This is a genomic window from Bradyrhizobium diazoefficiens USDA 110 (genome assembly GCF_000011365.1).
GTDB lineage: Bacteria > Pseudomonadota > Alphaproteobacteria > Rhizobiales > Xanthobacteraceae > Bradyrhizobium > Bradyrhizobium diazoefficiens.
Window position 1 is genome coordinate 3,432,563 of the sequence record NC_004463.1, and the last position, 13,971, is coordinate 3,446,533.

Annotated in this window: 14 protein-coding genes; 4 read left to right on the forward strand and 10 right to left on the reverse strand. The window is 65.1% G+C overall.

The window, feature by feature from the left end; genetic code table 11:
- Window positions 1-302: 302 nt before the first annotated feature.
- Window positions 303-1,748, forward strand: coding sequence for a hypothetical protein (locus tag BJA_RS15420; RefSeq protein ID WP_011085894.1), 1,446 nt, complete (start codon window positions 303-305; stop codon window positions 1,746-1,748).
- Between the two features lies 1 nt (window position 1,749).
- Here the strand turns inward: BJA_RS15420 and BJA_RS15425 are convergent, their stop codons facing one another.
- The 3 genes from BJA_RS15425 to BJA_RS15435 all read right to left on the reverse strand — a co-directional run bounded on the left by BJA_RS15425 (window position 1,750) and on the right by BJA_RS15435 (window position 5,185).
- A complete protein-coding gene (locus BJA_RS15425; protein WP_028172247.1) occupies window positions 1,750-2,433 on the reverse strand; it encodes a class I SAM-dependent methyltransferase in 684 nt (227 codons plus the stop codon).
- 8 nt (window positions 2,434-2,441) lie between these two features.
- The gene (locus tag BJA_RS15430) at window positions 2,442-3,440 is read right to left on the reverse strand and encodes a glycosyltransferase family 2 protein (RefSeq protein ID WP_011085896.1); all 999 of its coding nucleotides are present in this window, start codon (window positions 3,438-3,440) and stop codon (window positions 2,442-2,444) included.
- Between the two features lie 182 nt (window positions 3,441-3,622).
- A complete protein-coding gene (locus tag BJA_RS15435; protein ID WP_038965716.1) occupies window positions 3,623-5,185 on the reverse strand; it encodes a hypothetical protein in 1,563 nt (520 codons plus the stop codon).
- Between the two features lie 243 nt (window positions 5,186-5,428).
- On the opposite strand from BJA_RS15435, the gene BJA_RS15440 reads away from it, so the two are divergent.
- The gene (locus tag BJA_RS15440) at window positions 5,429-6,397 is read left to right on the forward strand and encodes a phosphatase PAP2 family protein (RefSeq protein WP_011085898.1); all 969 of its coding nucleotides are present in this window, start codon (window positions 5,429-5,431) and stop codon (window positions 6,395-6,397) included.
- Between the two features lie 34 nt (window positions 6,398-6,431).
- On the opposite strand, the gene BJA_RS15445 is transcribed toward BJA_RS15440, so the two are convergent.
- The 7 genes from BJA_RS15445 to BJA_RS15475 form a co-directional block, all read right to left on the reverse strand.
- The gene (locus tag BJA_RS15445) at window positions 6,432-8,027 is read right to left on the reverse strand and encodes an MBL fold metallo-hydrolase (RefSeq protein ID WP_011085899.1); all 1,596 of its coding nucleotides are present in this window, start codon (window positions 8,025-8,027) and stop codon (window positions 6,432-6,434) included.
- On the reverse strand, window positions 8,024-8,944 hold the full coding sequence (locus tag BJA_RS15450; protein WP_011085900.1) for a ribose-phosphate pyrophosphokinase: 921 nt from the start codon (window positions 8,942-8,944) through the stop codon (window positions 8,024-8,026). The genes BJA_RS15445 and BJA_RS15450 overlap by 4 nt, the downstream gene beginning before the upstream one ends.
- Complete coding sequence (locus BJA_RS15455) at window positions 8,941-10,482, reverse strand: thymidine phosphorylase family protein (RefSeq protein ID WP_011085901.1); 1,542 nt, start codon at window positions 10,480-10,482, stop codon at window positions 8,941-8,943. The genes BJA_RS15450 and BJA_RS15455 overlap by 4 nt, the downstream gene beginning before the upstream one ends.
- Before the next feature lie 154 nt (window positions 10,483-10,636).
- The gene (locus BJA_RS15460) at window positions 10,637-10,801 is read right to left on the reverse strand and encodes a Flp family type IVb pilin (RefSeq protein ID WP_011085902.1); all 165 of its coding nucleotides are present in this window, start codon (window positions 10,799-10,801) and stop codon (window positions 10,637-10,639) included.
- A 190-nt stretch (window positions 10,802-10,991) separates the two neighbouring features.
- Window positions 10,992-11,195 carry a hypothetical protein gene (locus BJA_RS15465; protein ID WP_236842206.1) on the reverse strand — a complete coding sequence of 68 codons (204 nt, stop codon included), beginning with the start codon at window positions 11,193-11,195 and terminating at the stop codon, window positions 10,992-10,994.
- A gap of 183 nt (window positions 11,196-11,378) precedes the next feature.
- A complete protein-coding gene (locus BJA_RS15470; RefSeq protein ID WP_028172241.1) occupies window positions 11,379-11,615 on the reverse strand; it encodes a hypothetical protein in 237 nt (78 codons plus the stop codon).
- Window positions 11,616-11,673: 58 nt separating this feature from the next.
- A complete protein-coding gene (locus BJA_RS15475) occupies window positions 11,674-12,657 on the reverse strand; it encodes a Ku protein (protein WP_011085904.1) in 984 nt (327 codons plus the stop codon).
- Window positions 12,658-12,892: 235 nt separating this feature from the next.
- On the opposite strand from BJA_RS15475, the gene BJA_RS42265 reads away from it, so the two are divergent.
- Both BJA_RS42265 and BJA_RS15480 read left to right on the forward strand, forming a co-directional pair.
- On the forward strand, window positions 12,893-13,048 hold the full coding sequence (locus tag BJA_RS42265; protein ID WP_165448146.1) for a hypothetical protein: 156 nt from the start codon (window positions 12,893-12,895) through the stop codon (window positions 13,046-13,048).
- Window positions 13,049-13,277: 229 nt separating this feature from the next.
- Entirely contained in the window at window positions 13,278-13,952 is a 675-nt protein-coding gene (locus tag BJA_RS15480) for a response regulator transcription factor (protein ID WP_011085905.1), read from the forward strand.
- Window positions 13,953-13,971: the final 19 nt, after the last annotated feature.

Below are 13,971 nucleotides of genomic sequence, written 5' to 3' on the forward strand. Positions count from 1 at the left end.
CGTATGGCAGGATCATGACGCGTTTTGCGATGCCACCGGCGTGAACGGACGACGGCTGTAGGCCGAGATGCAAGTTCCAGCTTGGTGGAATCCTTCGGGAGGGCTTTTGTTTGTCTTGAGAACAGCTTGATTTTCCGGAGAGCCGCCGCATTACCGGCTGATGGATCTTCGCGGCCGGTAGGATGCGTCCGCCCAGCGTCAAGAACATGGTTCACAAACCGTAACCTGCCCGCCCTGCGCTGGACCAGGCGCGGTGAGCACCAAAGAAGAATTTAACGCTTGGGCCTTAAGTTGCGCTCGCCATGAGTGAGCAGGTCGTGCACAGCGAGGTTCAACCGTTTTCGGCGCGTGCGGCGCTCCCCTGGCTGGTGAGCCTTGGCGTCTATGCCACGGTGCTGATCCTCGGACAGCGGCTGCTCAATGATCCCGACAGCTATTCTCACATCGAGGTCGGGCGCTGGATCATGGCGCATGGCGCCCTGCCGGCGAGCGACCCTTTCTCCTTTTCGATGCACGGCGCGCCCTGGATCACCTTCGAATGGCTCTCGGAGATGGTCTACGCCGGAGTCTACGCGCTGTCCGGCTGGCCGGGCGTCGTCGTCGTCGCCGCCGCGGCGATCGCGCTCGCCTTTGGCCTGCTGACGTTCTTCCTGCTGCGCGAGCTCTCGCCAAGCCTGACGCTGCTCATGGTGATCGCGGCCGTCATCCTGTCGGCGCCGCATATGCTGGCGCGGCCACACGTCCTCGTGCTGCCGGTGATGGTGACTTGGGCCGCTGCCCTGGTGCGCTGTATGGATCGTGGGGGGGCTCCGCCCTACTGGGCCCTGCCGCTGCTGGTCCTGTGGGCCAATCTGCACGGCAGCGTGGTGCTGGCGCTTGGGCTGATCGGCCCGGCGGTGCTCGAGGCGCTGCTGCGTGAGGGGCGAAGCGGATGGTCGCACGTGCTGTTGCGATGGCTGCCATTCGCGGCGCTCGCGCTCGCTGCGTCCTGCCTGACGCCCTACGGGCCGGAACCGCTGCTGATGCCGCTGACGACACTCGGCCTCGGCCCCGCGCTGGCCTGGATCTCGGAATGGCGGCCGCAGGATTTCAGCCGCATCGGCGGCTTCGAGCTGCTGCTGCTGGCCGGCATCTTTGCGCTCTCGCGCGGCGTGACGCTGCCGCTCGTGCGGGCCCTGGTGGTGATCGGCCTGCTCCATTTCGCTTTGGCGCAGATACGCAATGCGGATCTGCTGGCCATGCTGGCGCCGCTTTACCTCGCGGCTCCGCTGGGTCGGAAGTTCGGCGGACCGACCGGCGACGATGCGGCCGGCTCGTCGCGCGGTTTGACTCTGGCCGCGTTCGCCGGGTTGATCGCGGTGAGCGCGGCGGCCCTGGCGCATGACATCCGGCCGGCTCCGATCATCACCCCTCAGGCTGCCATCGCTCAGGCCGACCTCGCCAAGGCGGGGCCCGTGCTCAACGACTATTCCTTCGGCGGCTATTTGATCTTCGCCGGCATTCCCACCTTTATCGATGGTCGCGGCGAACTGTACGGGGGACCGTTCATCGACCGCTACAATCGCGCCGTAGCGCTGGTCGACCTCGGAGATTTTCTCAAGTTGCTCGATGAATACAAGATCGGCGCCACGCTGCTCGCACCGCGGACGCCGGCGGTCGCGATGCTCGACCGGCTGCCTCAGTGGCAGCGCGTCTACAGCGACGATGTGGCGGTCGTGCACAAGCGGCGAGATGCGCCGCTGAGATAAGTCAAGCGGTCCCGAAGGCCGCGTATTGGCCTCCGAGCGACACGCCGCTCAGGGCACCTTCCAGGCGCCGCGCCGGTTTGGTGTCCCAAGGGAGCAGCAGGAAATGGCGCGAGCCGATCTCGCGTAGACCGTCCGCGGCCATCAACTTTCGGGTCGTGCCGGCGCTGAGCAAGACGGCATCCCGGTCGAACTCGCAGCGCGCAACGGCAAGGCGTGTCAGCGGGTTGTACGGATTGTGCTCGATCACGCAGACGAGCCCGCCGGGGCGCGTCACTCGCCGCATCTCGGCGATGAACTGCGCCCATTCGGCCGGCACGACATGGTGCATCACGCAGACGGCCGTGACCAGATCGAAGCTGGCGTCGTCGAAAGGAAAGCTGCGGCCGTCGAACTCACGGTAGTCGACCCCGCGGTTGTCGGCGCGAGCCTGCGCCAGGCTGGCCGAAGACACGTCGATACCGCTCAAGCGGCCGACCATGCCGTGCAGCAGGGGATGAAGGCTGCCGACGCCGCAGCCGACGTCCAGCATTTCGGGCCGCTCTGCGTCGAGCCGCTCCGCGATCAGATCGCGCAGGAGATCGGCCTTGGCGCGCATGAAGAAATGATGCGGCAAGCCCGAAAAGTCGATCGATGATTGGACCACGTCACGGTAGTTGTCGTGATAGCCGTCGAAGAGCTCGGTCATGCGCCGGGTCACTCGTTGACGGCGGGGATCGCGGGTGCCGCGGCCGGCGCCTCGCTGCGATCGAAGCCGGCGCGCGTCTGCACCACGTAGAGCGGGCGGCGTTTCACCTCGGCATGGATGCGGCCGACATAAAGCCCCACGATGCCCGTCATCAGCATGTTGATTCCGCACAGCAGGGACACGACGACGATCGTCGAGGACCAGCCGGTCACGAGATGACTATCCTTGCTGAGCCACAACAGGATCACCCAGCCGCCGTAGAGGAGTGCGAGTCCGGAGACCGTCAATCCGCACCAGATGGCAAGCCGCAAGGGCAGATCCGAAAAGCCAAGCGCGGCGTTCATCGCGAGCCGCACCATCTTGAACAGCGGGTATTTGGTTTCGCCCGCCGCGCGCTCGAGACGATGGAAGGTGACCTCGGCCTGCCGGAAGCCGAGCCAGGCGATCATGCCGCGGACGAAGCGGTCCTGCTCCGGCATCTGCCGAAGTGCGTCGAGCACCTTGCGGTCGATCAGGCGGAAGTCGCCGACATCGGCGGGGATGCCGACAGAGGACATCCTGCCGAGAAGCCGGTAGAAGAGATGTGCGGTCGCACGCTTGAATCGGCTTTCGCCGTCGCGCGACAGGCGGCGGGCGTGGACGATGTCGTTGCCTTCCTTCCATTTTGCGATCAATTGCTCGATCACTTCGGGAGGATCCTGCAAATCGGCATCCATGACGATGATCGCTTCACCTTGCGCGGCGTCCATGCCGGCGGTGATGGCGACCTGATGACCGAAATTTCGCGACAAGCCGATATAGCGGAAGCGCGGGTCGCGCGTGGCGAGCGCCCGTAGCACGATAGAGCTGGAATCGCTGCTGCCGTCGTCGACAAAGATCGCTTCTGCGGGCCCGTCGAGCCGGGACAAGACCAGGTCGAGCCGGCGCAGCAGGATCGGCAGCACGGCTTCCTCGTTGAACACGGGGATGACGAGGCTGTAGCGGATCGATTTGAAACTGGCCGCCATGCGAGAGGGTCCAACTCGGTTGCAGGGGCGGAAGCCTAATCCGTGGGTGGTTAAGGTGGCCTTGCCGCAACTGTTAAGGATCTAGGGCTCCCGGGCGATGCGGACGCCCGCGGGCGGCTGGGGGGCCGGCGGGAGCCGGTGGTGATGTCCCGTTAACCACACCGTGCAGCGGCGGCGTCGCGCTACGACCTGCGGCGGATCTTGTAGAGGACAAATCGTTCCGAAGCGTCCAGATCGTCCAGCAGATCCGGCAGCGGGTTGGGGGCGTGCGGTCCAAGCAAATAGAGATAGTCGAAATCCTGGTACCAGGTCCGGACGAACGGCGGAGCGTCCGCCGGCGGGCGGCCTGTCGCAATCGCCGCTAGCAGGCCCGACGGCACCGGCCCTCCATAGGGAATGGCAAGACGGCGCACGGCCTCGCGTGCCCGCACCGGCTGCTTGCCCGCTTCCGTGAATAAATTGGGCACGAAGGCGTTGGCATAGTGCACGGCCAGCGTCGGCGCATAGAACATTGGATAGGACGTGAGGTCGGCGAAGGGCGGGTCTCCAACGTCGCCCGTGCTGCCGACGAGGACGCGTGAGCCGCGATCGATCTTGTGGAACGACGCGACGATAGCAGCATAGTCGGCGCGGTAAGGTAGCCACACCGCGAGGACCACGGCGAGATTGATCAGGGTAATTCCGCTGATCACAGCGAGCGCAGCCATTCCCCAGGCACGGCTGGGCAGCGACAGCGAGCAGAAGGCCGGCAGGATCAGGGCCGCGGCGGGAATCACGCGGAGGTCCACAAACGAGGTTCCGAACAGCTTCGAGGGAATGATCAGGTACAAGACCGCAAAGCCGATCGCGAGCCAGATTCCGGCCGGCTCGAGCTTGAGAACGCCGCGTCTTGCGGCGAAAAGCAGCGAGATCATCAGCGCCAGTCCGGTCATTGCCGATACCGTCAAGCTGTAGCCGCTCATGATGCGTAGCGGCCAGATCGGCTTGAATCCGAGGAACCAGCTCGTGCCTTCGCTTCCGATCGAGCCTGCAGTCATATGCATGATCCCGAACAGGACGAGCGCCGGTATGGCCAGCGCACCAAGCCGCGCGGCCGCGGCCCGGTACGATATTCCCTGGTGGCGGATGCGCCAGAGCTCGAAAAGGCCCAGCGTCGCGCCGTAGATGCCGAGGGAGAAGAAATGCGCCGCATACAGCGCAGCGACGAAGATCGCGTTGACGGCGAAGCGCGCTGGCCATGGGCCTTCTGCCAGCATCAGATAGACGGCGATGCCGCAGAGGGCGAGGCCCAGTCCGAACTCGAAATTGATGAAGCCCCAGCTGAACGGCAGACAGTAGAGGAAAGCGAGCGCCGCAAAGCCGGCGAGATGAACACGTCCCTTGCGGGCCCATTCGAGCAGAAGCGCGCCCCCTACGATCAACAATTGGCTGAGGAGCAGGAACAGCCGTGTGGCGCTCTCGACGCTCATCAGCCGCGCCATCTGCGGGACCAGCAGGTCCATTCCAAGGTTGGGATAGAACGCCCAGGCCACCTCGTAATGCGGATTGGCGTTGGGAGTGCCGCTCTGGCTCAAAATGTACATGCGGGCGAGGTGATTGGGATAATCGACCATCGCGGGAATAGGGGTCAGCAGCACCGGAAGAAACGAGACGGCGGCGAGCATTGCAAGAACGGTGATCGTTACCGATCGGTCCGAGCCAAGACGAGCCCGGATCGTCAAGGTCGGCCTGTCGGAAGAAGCCATGTGATCGGGCCGCCGGAGTTCGAGCCTACGCTCTGCAAAGGTGCAATTGCACGACACAACGCCATAACGCGAACATCGTAAAGATCAAACGTCACGCGGCAGTAGGGTGCCGTTGCCGTCGGCACAGCACTAATGAAAAGGAAATTCCGCCGTGTTCGTGTTGTTGCGTTAACGCAGGCTCAATTTTGCCTCGCTAGCGTGGCGACAGGGCCGTGGTGACCAGGCCGGCGATCGGATGCCCCCATGCCAGACAGGCTGAGTCTGCCAGATATCCACCTTGTCCAATTGGAGCGTGCCGATCGTGTCGTCTGGATCGCGATCGGGGCCTCGGCCGGCGCTGTGTTGATCGCGTCGACGCTTGGGCCGTTTCAGATGGAATGGCTTTCATTCTGGAAACCCGCCCTCGTTGCCGGCCTGCTCGTATTGATGAGCTGGTTCTATGCGACCATCAGAAGGGACGCGGCTCTCGCCGACGCGCTGGTCAGCGCCGCCCAGGTCGTCGCATTTGCGGCGGTGGGAGCTCCGCTGTCATACGTCGCGGCAAGCGCGGCATTTCCGCTATGGGACAGCGAGTTCGCCGTATTGGACCAGCGGCTTGGCTTTGACTGGATGGCGTGGCTTGCGGCGATGAATGCTGCGCCGCTTCTGCATAGGATCCTGGCGGGTGCGTATGCGAGCTTTGCCGTGCAAACGACGGCCGTCGTCCTCGTATTGGCCGCGGCGGGCCATGCCCTGCGATTGCGCATCTTCATGCTGAGCTTCGTTCTGACGACGCTTCTGACCATCGGCGTTTCCGCTTTCATGCCGGCGCAGGGTGTTTGGGGGCATCTGCATCTGTCAGCAGTCGATTCTCCCGCCATCGTGCCGATGACGCGAGATCTGCCGCTTCCCGTATTCTTTGGATTGCGGGACGGGACCTTTCGCCATCTGGTCGCGGAAGGCGCCGAAGGGATCATCAGCTTTCCGAGCTTGCACGCCGCGCTTGGACTTCTCTTCCTGTTGGCGCTTTGGCCGGTCAGATATGTGGGTTGGATCGCCGTGCTGCTCAATGTTGCGATGATTGCGGCCACGCCGGTGGATGGAAGCCATTACTTTTCCGATGTGGCCGCGGGTCTGGCGATCGCACTCCTGAGCTGGGTCACGATGCAACGTGCCCTCACCGCGAGTGGACGAATGGAAACGGCTCGCGCGTTGTATTCGCGCGCGTTTTAGCCCCTTTCCGACAAGGGCGACATTCCGCGTCGCTCTACTCATTCTCCTGCAGCGCGCGCCGCAGCCTGCGGATGATGACGCCGCGGGCGCGGTCGTCGGCGGCGGCTGCGACCTTGTCGCTGATGTCGAGCATCAGCTCCGACATTTCGTTGTGCCAGTCGAGATGCGTGACGGCCTCGGGCGCCAGCCGGCGGCGATGGTCGACGTCGAGCACGCGCGGCTCGGGCGCCTCGAGCTCGTAGATGTCGTCGAGCACCGGCTGATAGATCTTTGCGGCCGGGACAATGCGTTCGCCCAGCCGTTCGGCAAGCCCGGCGATTGCATCCTGCTCGCCGTGGGTGAGGAACAGGCCGCGGGCGATCGGGCGGCGTGCCGCGATCCAGCCGGCGATGCCGGCGGCGTCGGCATGTCCGGAATATTCGTCGATCATCCGGATGCGCGCAGCGACCCTGATCTCGTCGCCCTGGATCCGCACGGCCTTGGCGCCGTCCTGGAGGAAGCGGCCGAGCGTGCCGTGCGCCTGGAAGCCGGAGAGGAGCACAGTCGCGCGCTCGTTCCACAGCCAGCGCTTGAGGTGATGGCGGATGCGGCCCGCGTCGCACATTCCGCTGGCGGCGATGATGATGTGAAAGCCGGTCAGGCGCATGATCGCCTTGCTCTCGGCAACCGTCTCGGTGAATTTGAGATGCGGCGAGTTGAGCAGGCGGTCGACGTCGACGCCGGGATCGAGGCTCGCGGCATGCTCGCGGAAGACTTCGGTGGCATGGATCGCGAGCGGGGAATCCAGAAAGATCGGCGCTGCCGGAACTTCGCCGCGCTCCATCAGGTGGACGATGTCGACGATCAGCTCCTGGGTCCGCTCGACCGCGAAGGCGGGGATGAGCAGGGCACCCTTGGCCGCGGCGGCATCGCGGATCTCGCTTGCGAGATGCTGCCGGCGCTGCTCGGGCGTGGTGACGGGGCGCACGCGGTCGCCATAGGTGGATTCGCAGATGACGTAGTCGAGGTCCACCGGCGCCTCGGGATCGGGCTGGAGCAGTTTAGCTTCCGGCCCGACGTCGCCCGAGAGCAGGACGCGCAACGGACGTTCCCGCCCGTCCTGGCCGAATTCCAGCTCGATCGAGGCGGAGCCGAGCAGGTGGCCGGCGTTCCAGTAGCGCGCGCGAACGCCGGGGATCACGTCGGCCCAGCGCTCATAGTCGACCGGGCGGAACGATTGCAGCGAGGTGACCGCATCGGCCTGCGTGTAGATCGGTTCGACCTCGTTCCGACCGCGTGCCGCGTTGCGCCGGTTGAGCTGCGTGACCTCGGACTCCTGGATGCTGCCGGCGTCCGGCAGCATCCAGGAGCAGAGGTCGATGGTGCCGCGCGTCGCCAGGATCGGTCCGTCAAAACCCTCGCGCATGAGTTTCGGCAGCAGCCCGCTGTGGTCGATATGGGCGTGCGTGAGCAGCACCGCCTGGATGTCGGCGGGGCGGAAGGGAAAGGCGCCGTAATTGAGTGCCTTGAGCGTCTTCTGTCCCTGGAACAGGCCGCAGTCGACCAGGAAGCGCCCGGTCGCGGTCTGGAACAGGTAGCTCGAGCCGGTCACGGTGCGGGCGGCGCCGCAGAATCGAACAGTCACGCTCATGTCGTTGTCTCCGGCGGAAGTATCGTGTTGAGCTCGCGCTTGAGAGCCGCGGCCAGAATTTCGTCGAGCGCGATCGCGTTGGTCGGATGTGGCACGCTGTCGCTCGAGCGAATGGAGCGGATGCCTGCGTCGGCGAATGCCGCGCTCATCGCGGGTGGAAACAACGCGTGCGTCACGACCGAATCGACAGCGCTTGCGCCCATCGCTCGCAATGTTTTCGCCGCGACCATCAGCGTCGTCCCGGAGGAGACGATGTCGTCGACCATCAGCGCCGGCCGTCCCGCGAGCAGGGCGGCGTCGGCAAAATCGATCTCAACGGAGCGATCGCCGCGCCGGAGCTTTCGCGCGACCGTGTGCTGCAAGTCCAGCCGTCCCGCGAGGTCTCTCACCCAGGGCTCGGATTCGGCGTCGGGGCCGATCACGACGGTCGCGGGATCGATGCCGGCCGCGACAAGCGCGTTCGCAATCGCGGGCATCGCGGACAGGTTCTCGGCCTCGATGCCGGGAAACACGGCGGCGATGTCGGGGGTGCGGTGCAGGTGCGCATCCACGGTGACGACGCGGTCGACGATCGTCGCAAGCAGAGTGCCCATGGCGCGCTGGCTGATGGCCTCGCCCGCATGAAACGCAATGTCCTGCCGCATGTAGCACAGATAGGGCGCGACCAGGACCAGCCGCTTTGCGCCGCCGCGACGCAGCGCCTCTGCGGCGAACAGCAGGGCGATCAGCTTGTCGTTGGGTTGATCGAGCGCGGCATAGAGGATGGTGGTGTCGGCTGCGGGCGCGACCGTGACGCGCAGCTCGCCGTCCGGGAAGCGGTGCAGGGTCATCTCGTCGGAGGCAAGCCCAAGCCGCGCCGCGAGACGCTTCGCCGCCTCGGTGCCGAACGGCAGGGTCTGGAACGCGATCATGCTCACGACGCCGTCTTGCTCGGGAGCGCGTCGTGACCATCGACGGCGTAGCCGTTCCCTGCCGCTGCGGCGGAGGCTGCGAGATCATGCTCCGGCTGATCGAAGGCGTAGACGCGGTAGAGCGGCTCGCCCTGCTCGACGTGGTCGCCGATCTTCTTGAACAGGCGGATGCCGGCGCCCTTGTCGAGCGGCGCGCCGGCGGTGCGGGCGAGCCGGTTCAACCGCAGACAGTCGATCGCGGACACCGTGCCGTCATGCGCCGCCTTGATGTCGAAGCTGAGCGATCCCAGTTCGGTGCTGCATGTCGACGGGCCCTGGGCGTCGATGATCTTCTGCATCTGCTTCAGCGCCGCGCCGCTGTCGAGCAATTCGCGCGCCCGTGCGTAGCCCGCGCCGCCGCGCAGCTTCGGATCGTATTCCAAGAGATGGGCGGCGAGCCGCAGTGATTTCTCGCGCAGGTCGCGCGGGGCATCCTTATCGTTACCGAGCACCGCCATCACGTCGTTGGCCTCGAGCACCGGCCCGATGCCGTTGCCGATCGGCTGGCGGCCGTCGGTCGTGATCACTTCGACCGTGCGGCCGAACCGGTCGCCGACGAATTCGAACAGCTTTCGCAGCCGCATCGCCTCGACGGCGCCGGTGACCTTCGCGGTCGGCCCGACCGGAATGTCGATCAGCAGATGCGTCGAGCCCGCCGCGATCTTCTTGGACATGATGGAGGCGACCATCTGCTCGCGAGTATCGAGGCTCAGCGGTCGCTCGACCGAGATCAGGACGTCGTCGGCCGGCGACAGGTTCACGTGGCCGCCCCAGATCAGGCAGCCGTTACAGGACGAGACGATCGCCTTCATCTCCTCGACACCGACATTCACCCGCGCCAGAACCTCCATCGTGTCGGCGGTGCCGGCGGGCGAGGTGATGGCGCGCGAGGAGGTCTTGGGGATCGGCAGGCCGTGCGCGGCGACGATCGGCACCACCACCATCGAGGTGCGATTGCCGGGAATGCCGCCGATGCAGTGCTTGTCGACGACCACAGGGTCCGGCCACACCAGTTGGGTGCCGGCCTGGGCCATCGCCCCGGTGAGGGCCAGGAGCTCGTCGCTGGTGATGAAGCTCGCCGAACCGATCAGGAAGGCGGCGATCTCCATGTCGGAGTAGCGATAATGCGCGAGGTCGTTGATGATCGCGCCGATCTCCGCCTGGCTCAAGGTTCGCCCGCGGATCTTCGCACGCACCGCTTCAAGGCTCTCCGGTGGCGTGGCGGGCGTCACCGCGACCAGCGTGCCGACCGGTTCGGCGAAACGGCGGAATGCGGGCTCGGAGAGGCCGATCTCGTCCTGGGCGGCCAAAGTGTCGTCGTCAGTGATCAGCAGCGTCGCCAGCAGCACCTTGCCGTTGAGACGGAGCTCGACGCGGCTGAAGCCGCGGAAGATCTCTGCGCGCAGCGCCTTCGATTGCCTGGAGATGACGACGACGTTCTCGCGGCCGGTATCGAGGCGAACGCGGCGGATCTTCAGTTGGGAGTGGGGGAGGTCTGGGTGCATGGACGGGCCGGCAGGGAGGAAGCTCGGCCTCCATGCTTAGCCGTCGCCGCCTTGGTGCTGTTGACCCAGATCATGGTCTGCCACGCCGGCAGGCCTTGCGTGCCGGCACGGTCTCGCCGATGTCAGAAGATGACTTCGGGCCGGGGCATGCGGCCTACTTCGTGGCCGCGTCGATCGAGTTGAACTTGTTGTTCAGGAGCGCGCTGCCCGTGTTGTTCACGACCGTGACGATCACGAGCGCGATGCCGGCGGCAATCAGGCAATACTCGATAGCGGTGGCTGCACTTTCATCGGCAAGAAAGGACTTGAGCAATGCCATCGTCAACTCCCGTTCATCCGTCCAACGTAGGCTGGCGCCGTTTTCGGAATGGTAAATTGATTCACTAAATTTCGCAGGGCGCGCGTCAAAGTGCTGGCGGGGCGGTCCCGACCTCAGGCCTTATATGCTGGCATTCATTGACTTAAGGTTTCGTCACCCAACTCGGGTGGATTTGACGGCGTCGTCGCTTTCAGGACTTGATCGCGCGTCCAGGGGTGGTCTTGCCAGGGCGTCTCAGCGCCGCTGCGAGGCGTCCGACCAGATAGCTCATGACGCGCGGCTGTGACCGCGCCGCGCTGTCTGCAAGGCGCTTGTCCTCGCTCGTGTCGTTCACGAGGCCGATGTAGTTCTTTCTGGCGTCCTGCTGCTGCACCGCGTGCAAACCCTGGTTCAATCGACCGCGCGACCTTGTGGTGCGCAATGGGAATCGAGGGTTAATTTTGTCTTCCGTAGGATTACTTGGTGCCTCGCCGGCGAGCGCCGAAGGCGATGGCGCCGCTTAACCGATTGTTGAGGCTATGTCTCGGCGGCGCGAGGGAGGGCGAATGCTGCAAGGCGCCGCCGCGTCAGGTGGGGCTTACTTGCGACTGACGTCCGCGTTCAGCGCCCGCAACATCGCGATGCGGGCGAACATCGTCCAGCCGCCGCCCGTCTCGGCCGCGTGGATCAGGGTCTCGATCGCGGTCTGCCAGTGGCTCGCGTGCTGCGCGTCCTCGGGCAGCTGCATGATGTGATCGGCCGCCTGTTGCAGCGTCCGCAGCTTGCGCCCGTTGCGCAGCGAGATCGGATCGTCGAACGCCGCCGACCAGGGCATGTCAGGCCGGCCGACGGGCGAGGGGAGACATCACGGCGCGATCGTAAGCGGCGTGCCGCTAACCGGCCTTCTTCGCCCGCGCCGGCGCGCGCACCGGCTTGTCGGCCTTCTTCGAGGCTTCCTTGGGGGCCGTTTTCGCCGCAGCTTCCTTGCCGCCCTTGCCGGCGATCGGCAGCAGCATCTCGCGCTGGCCTTCGACGCGCTTCTTCGGCTTCTTGCCCTTGACGGTCTCCTTGACGACCTTCGCGATCGGAGCTGCGTCCTTCTCGCTCGCGAGGCTCTTCTTGAGAGCGTCCATCAGGTTGATGACGTTGCCGCCCGTCTTCGGCGCCGCTTTGGCCGCGATCGGGGCGCCCGAGCGCTTCTTGTTGATGAGATCGATCAGCGCGGCCTCGTAATGGTCCTCGAACAGCTCGGGCTCGAACGCTCCGGACTTCTTCTCGACGATGTGTTTTGCAAGGTCGAGCATGTCCTTCGTCAGCTTCACGTCCTGGATGTCGTCGAAATATTCCTTCTCGCTGCGGACCTCGTAGGGGTAGCGCAGCAGCGTGCCCATCAGGCCGCTCTCGAGCGGCTCCAGTGCGATGATGTGCTCGCGGTTGGTCAGCACCACGCGGCCGATCGCGACCTTGTCCATGCTGCGGATGGTCTCGCGGATCACCGCAAAGGCGTCGTGGCCGACCTTGCCGTCCGGCACGAGATAATAGGGGCGGATCAGATAGCGATTGTCGATGTCGGCCTTCGGCACGAATTCGTCGATCTCGATCGTGTGCGTCGAGTCGAGCGCGATCTCGTCGAGCTCGTCCTTGGTGACCTCGATATAGGTGTCGGTGTCGACCTTGTAGCCCTTGACGATGTCCTCGGAGGTCACCTCGTCACCGGTCTCGGCGTCGACCTTGAGGTACTTGATCCGGTGGCCGGTCTTGCGGTTGATCTGGTTGAAGGAGACCTTCTCGGTATCCGAAGTGGCCGGATAGAGCGCGACCGGGCAGGTCACGAGCGACAAACGCAAAAAACCCTTCCAATTGGCGCGGGGGGCCATGGGCTACTCCAAACGCAACGGGGACAGACTTATGAGGATACCATCGGGGAACACCGAATCAAACACGGCGCGGTGCGGAATCTTGCAACTGCGTTAACCAGCCGCCCCGCGTCCGGTTGCTGCCCGAGCCCGCGGCAAAAGCCGGAACATCGTATCGGATCGGGCGTTGCCTCAGGACACAGGGCCGTGAGGCGGTCGCGGTCATCGGAGGCGACACGCAGAGATTGAGGGCATCATGGCAACCACGCGAGACCAGCATCAGATCGTCGAAACTGCAACCGAGGCGCGCCAGGGCGAACCCGGGCCGTCGGTGGCCGCGCTGCTCGCCATCTCGACCGGGCTCGCGATCCTGATCCTCGCCGTCATCTGGTTCGTATTCTTCCGGACCTGACGGCCGGATCCGAACGTCCCGGGCCTTCCGACTCGCCGCGTAACGCGGCACATTGCGCCCGCCATGCCGCCGGCTCGTCCGGCAGCCTGGCGGGCGCAGTCGCGTCGGCGCGTGACAGGGCGTATATGACCAAAAAGTAACGCGGCCGGTTCCCCGCGTTCATATTCAGTTCACGCCGGAATTGCTCATCTGAGGCTGTTGTTCATGCGGCCTATCTTTGGAGAGAAGCGTGCGCCTGCTCGTTGTTGAGGACGACCCCGATCTCAATCGCCAGCTCACCAAGGCGCTGACGGACGCCGGCTATGTCGTCGACCGCGCCTTCGACGGGGAGGAGGGGCACTATCTCGGCGACAACGAGCCGTACGATGCCGTCGTACTCGACATCGGCCTGCCGAAGAAGGACGGCATCTCGGTGCTGGAGGCCTGGCGCCGCAACGGCCGCACCATGCCGGTCCTGATCCTCACCGCGCGCGACCGCTGGAGCGACAAGGTCCAGGGCTTCGATGCCGGCGCCGACGACTATGTCGCAAAGCCGTTCCATCTCGAGGAGGTGCTGGCGCGCATCCGCGCGCTGCTGCGCCGTTCCACCGGCCATGCCCAGAGCGAACTCAGCTGCGGCCCGGTCACGCTCGACACCAGGACCGGCCGGGTCAGCGTGTCCGGCAATCCCGTCAAGATGACCTCGCACGAATATCGGCTTCTGGCCTACCTGATGCACCATTCCGGACGCGTGGTCTCCCGCACCGAGCTGGTCGAGCATCTCTACGACCAGGACTTCGACCGCGACTCCAACACCATCGAGGTCTTCGTCGGCCGTATTCGCAAGAAGCTCGACGTCGACATCATCCAGACCGTCCGCGGCCTCGGCTATCTCCTGACCCCGCCGCCCGCTCCGGGCGCCTGAGGCGTTGCGGGCTTGACGG